Origin of the sequence: Pseudoalteromonas sp. SR45-5 (genome assembly GCF_014163565.1) — a bacterium.
Classification (GTDB): domain Bacteria; phylum Pseudomonadota; class Gammaproteobacteria; order Enterobacterales; family Alteromonadaceae; genus Pseudoalteromonas; species Pseudoalteromonas distincta.
The window spans coordinates 1-3653 of record NZ_JACJDN010000418.1 but is presented as its reverse complement, the minus strand read 5'-3'; the positions used below and the strand labels follow the sequence as shown (position 1 = coordinate 3653).

Sequence of the window (3653 nt, the reverse complement as noted above, 5' to 3'; positions counted from 1 at the left end):
TTCTTTTATGGGGTTATATAAGCACCAATTAAGGTGCTTATATAAATTTACTTTAGCGCATATTCAAAGCTTTAAGTTAATCAAAACCATAAATCATTTTATCGCATACTACCGGAGTCGGTCTGTGGTTATCATCAACTGCAACAAAGGTAAAGCTGCCACTAATGGCTGAATGCTTATCGTCTTTGTGCATAGTTTCTAATAATATATCTACGTCAACTTTTAAGCTGGTGTTACCTACATGCACTACTTTAGCTATTAACTCTGCAAAAGTACCTGCTGGTATGGCTTCTTTAAAGTCGACTCTATCAGAAGATATAGTTACCAAAGGCTTACGACAAAAACGAGTCGCTGCTATAAATGCCACTTCATCCATCCACGCCAGTGCATCACCACCAAATAAAGTATTGTGATGATTAGTACGCCCTGGAAACACGGTTTTAGTTACCGATGTGGTTGAGTCTTCAATACGCTGAGCAATTATTGCATCGCGATTTACGTCAGTCATAATCTCTACTTTTTGTTTGCTAATGTATCTTGCATTAGTAATGCAGGATCAAGGCGTTCGCCTTTCCAGTTAAAACGCCAATCTAGGTGAGGACCCGTTACACGTCCAGTTGCACCAATTTCAGCCACTTTGTTACCTTGCTCAATTTTATCACCCACTTTTACATCAAGCTTACTTAAGTGAATGTAAGTTGAGGTAATACCATGGCCATGATCAATAATTAATGTTCCGCCAGAGTAGTATAAATCAGGTTCAGCAAATACCACGGTACCACTAATAGGCGCGTAAACAGGAGAGCCCGTTTTATTCGCGATATCTAAGCCAAAGTGCGGACGACGAGGCTCGCCATTAAAATAGCGCTGACTACCGTAAACACCCGATATGCGCCCTTCTGCAGGCTTTAACACAGGGTCTAAAAAGTACAATAAATCAGAGTCTACTTCTCTGGCTTTTCGCACAGCAACTGCTTCACGGCTTATACGCGCACTAACTTCTTTTGGCGGAGAGACATATTTTTTAGCTACACCGGTAATTTTATCAATTTTATATTCGCGCTTTGTGATAGCTATTGGCTGTGAATGCGATTTACCATTGTTATCTACCCATTTTAAAGTATGAGTAGTTTCAGCGTCACGACCAAAACCAAATACAAAGTCACCCTTTGGTGAAAGTTTTAAGCTTTTGCCATCTAAGCTTACTGATTTAGCGTTTTCTAGCTTTCCAGTAACTAAACCGCCTTGTGTTAAATGTCCTTTTAACTCAAGCGCCATAGCACTAAAGCTAGCAGATGCAACAAGCGCTGTTGCTAAAAGTGTTTTAAACATAACTAATCGATCCTTTTCCAACACCTTCATAAGCCGTTACTTTCACTGCTTTTTCTGGGTATTGGGCTTTAATTTGGCCAGCTACATGTTCAGCAATACATTCTACAGTGGTATCTACTGGCAAAATGTCGCAACGAGACTCGCTTATAGCCATTTCAAAATAGCCTTGTGCCGATGTATAAGCAAAACATACATCACCCGCTTTGGCTGTTATGTGTTTTAAATCAGCAGCGTTAATTTGATCTTCACTGGTGGCTAAGTAAATATCTTCCCACTTTTGAGACCATTCTTTTTGCAAGCGCGGCATAGAAATACCATCTAGGCTAATACCAATTTGAGAACGATGCCCATGAATAATACGCTGGCAATTACCGTCATGCTTTTTAAGGCCATGGCTGTAATGATAGTAAAAACTTTGGCTGTGTTCAGGCTTAAGAGACAGCTCAATTTTTTCGATGTTATCTGGTAGCTTCGGTAAAATAGTCGCAATTAAAAATTCGGTAACCGATTCAACAGTTACTTCATCTGCGTTAATCATGCAATAAGCTTGATGAGGAGCGCTCATAGCTAAGTGATTATTTTCACCAAATGTACAGTCGAGTGTTTTATGCTCGTCAAATTCAGATACAGTACCATTAAGCCCTGTAGGAATTGCTAAACGGTGATCAATACACTCATCTATAATGCCTTTAATTTGCTTTTTAACTAAACCAAAGTCTAAAACCATAGACTCTTCGTTAAGTTTACCGTGCAAAGTTAAATCAACAATCCAGCTCTCGCCAACGGCGCCGCGTTTGTTACATAAGTAAGAAAAATCAATCACAGTTAGTGAGTTAACAAAAAGGATCATAAACTTCCTTTAGACTGGTTATAAGACAGCGTTAATTATAATGATTTCTGATTGTAATTGCGCGGTTTTATAGTGCAAAAACCAATCGCGTTGATTGATTGATGATTTAATATGCAATATTTTGATTTTTTAACTGCTCCGAGTTGTTTAGCGTACAAGTGTACGCTAAAGTACTTGGCAATTTCTAAGCGAAGATAAGTGTTATGGAACCTAAAAATAGCTATACAAAAGAAGAGTTGATCCTGTGTGGTCAAGGTGAAATGTTTGGTGAAGGCAACTGCCGCTTACCAAGTGACAACATGTTAATGATGGACCGCATTACCTCTATTACTGCTGATGGCGGTATTCATGGGAAAGGCGAAATTGTTGCTGAGCTTGATATTGACCCTAGCCTGTGGTTTTTCGATTGTCATTTTAAAGGCGACCCAGTAATGCCAGGTTGTTTAGGCTTAGATGCTATGTGGCAACTAGTTGGTTTTTACTTAGGTTGGTCTGGTGGCCCTGGTCTTGGCCGTGCGCTAGGTGTGGGTGAAGTTAAATTTACTGGCCAAATTTTACCAACTAATAAAAAAGTAACTTACCGCCTTGTAATGAAACGCGTAATTAAACGTAAATTGTTCATGGGCGTTGCAGATGGCACTGTAGAAGTAGATGGTCGAGTAATTTACGAAGCAAAAGATTTAAAAGTGGGCTTGTTCCAAGACACTAGCGCGTTTTAATTTTTAAATGCGTACAAAAAGGCCTCCAACATGGAGGCCTTTTTGCTTAAATTCGATTATTGATTTTAGGTTTTGTACATGTTGCGGTTTTCAATCGCTTCACGCCAACCTCCTAACCACTCTGATTTGGGATCTACTTGTTGATAAGGGCATAGCTCTTTTGAGCGACCTGCTAAACCTGCTTTAAAACCTTGAGAATGAGCTCTTTCTAAACGATCTCTTTTCTGTCTCTTCATCGGTAATATCCTCACCTTTTTATTTGTATATTGTATAGCATTAGTGAAATCTACATTTAATGAATAGTTAATAAAAATGTAAAATTCAAATCGTAAAAGCAATTAAATTGTTTGACTTTAACTAAGCTGCTGATGCAAAAATGAATTAACATTTAAAAAAGTAAGTGGTCATACAACATTTAATTTGACCGGTTTTATGCTAAATAAAATGCGACTCAATAATCGCTAAAAAGCACTTATGTGCTTTATTTGTGACCGACTAATATTGACTAAGTTCCAAACAAAAATGTAATCGTGACACTTTTATTTCATTAATCTTAAATTAGTAGCCCGCCCCTAACTTGAAGTATTTTTAAACAATTTAAATTTATGCTTGATTATTTAAAGTCGATCGGTCTAATATATGTACATGAACAAAAATACATCAACACCAATACGCCGTGGTCGCCCACCTAAAATAGCCAGAGAGAACGCCGATACCAAAGCGTTACTTATTCGCACGGGCCTAGAAACCTT

Annotated in this window: 5 protein-coding genes and 1 pseudogene; 2 read left to right on the top strand and 4 right to left on the bottom strand. The window is 38.3% G+C overall.

Features of this window, described 5'->3' with window-relative positions:
- Positions 1-76: 76 nt before the first annotated feature.
- Genes H5072_RS14390 through H5072_RS14380 form a run of 3 tightly spaced genes read right to left on the bottom strand, consistent with a single transcriptional unit; the run spans position 77 to position 2182 of the window.
- Complete coding sequence (locus H5072_RS14390; protein WP_002960891.1) at positions 77-508, bottom strand: acyl-CoA thioesterase; 432 nt, start codon at positions 506-508, stop codon at positions 77-79.
- Positions 509-513: 5 nt separating this feature from the next.
- The gene (locus H5072_RS14385; RefSeq protein ID WP_182693902.1) at positions 514-1332 is read right to left on the bottom strand and encodes a M23 family metallopeptidase; all 819 of its coding nucleotides are present in this window, start codon (positions 1330-1332) and stop codon (positions 514-516) included.
- Positions 1325-2182 (bottom strand): 6-carboxytetrahydropterin synthase, encoded by an 858-nt coding sequence (locus H5072_RS14380; protein WP_024595367.1) that lies wholly within the window; start codon positions 2180-2182, stop codon positions 1325-1327. The genes H5072_RS14385 and H5072_RS14380 overlap by 8 nt, the downstream gene beginning before the upstream one ends.
- A 203-nt stretch (positions 2183-2385) precedes the next feature.
- Here H5072_RS14380 and fabA point away from each other — a divergent pair, with 203 nt between their 5' ends.
- Positions 2386-2901, top strand: coding sequence for a bifunctional 3-hydroxydecanoyl-ACP dehydratase/trans-2-decenoyl-ACP isomerase (gene fabA / locus H5072_RS14375; RefSeq protein ID WP_002960896.1), 516 nt, complete (start codon positions 2386-2388; stop codon positions 2899-2901).
- Between the two features lie 65 nt (positions 2902-2966).
- On the opposite strand, the gene rmf is transcribed toward fabA, so the two are convergent.
- Entirely contained in the window at positions 2967-3137 is a 171-nt protein-coding gene (gene rmf / locus H5072_RS14370) for a ribosome modulation factor (protein ID WP_002960897.1), read from the bottom strand.
- Positions 3138-3546: 409 nt separating this feature from the next.
- On the opposite strand from rmf, the pseudogene H5072_RS21250 reads away from it, so the two are divergent.
- A pseudogene (locus tag H5072_RS21250) lies at positions 3547-3653 on the top strand (TetR family transcriptional regulator); the annotation flags it as partial.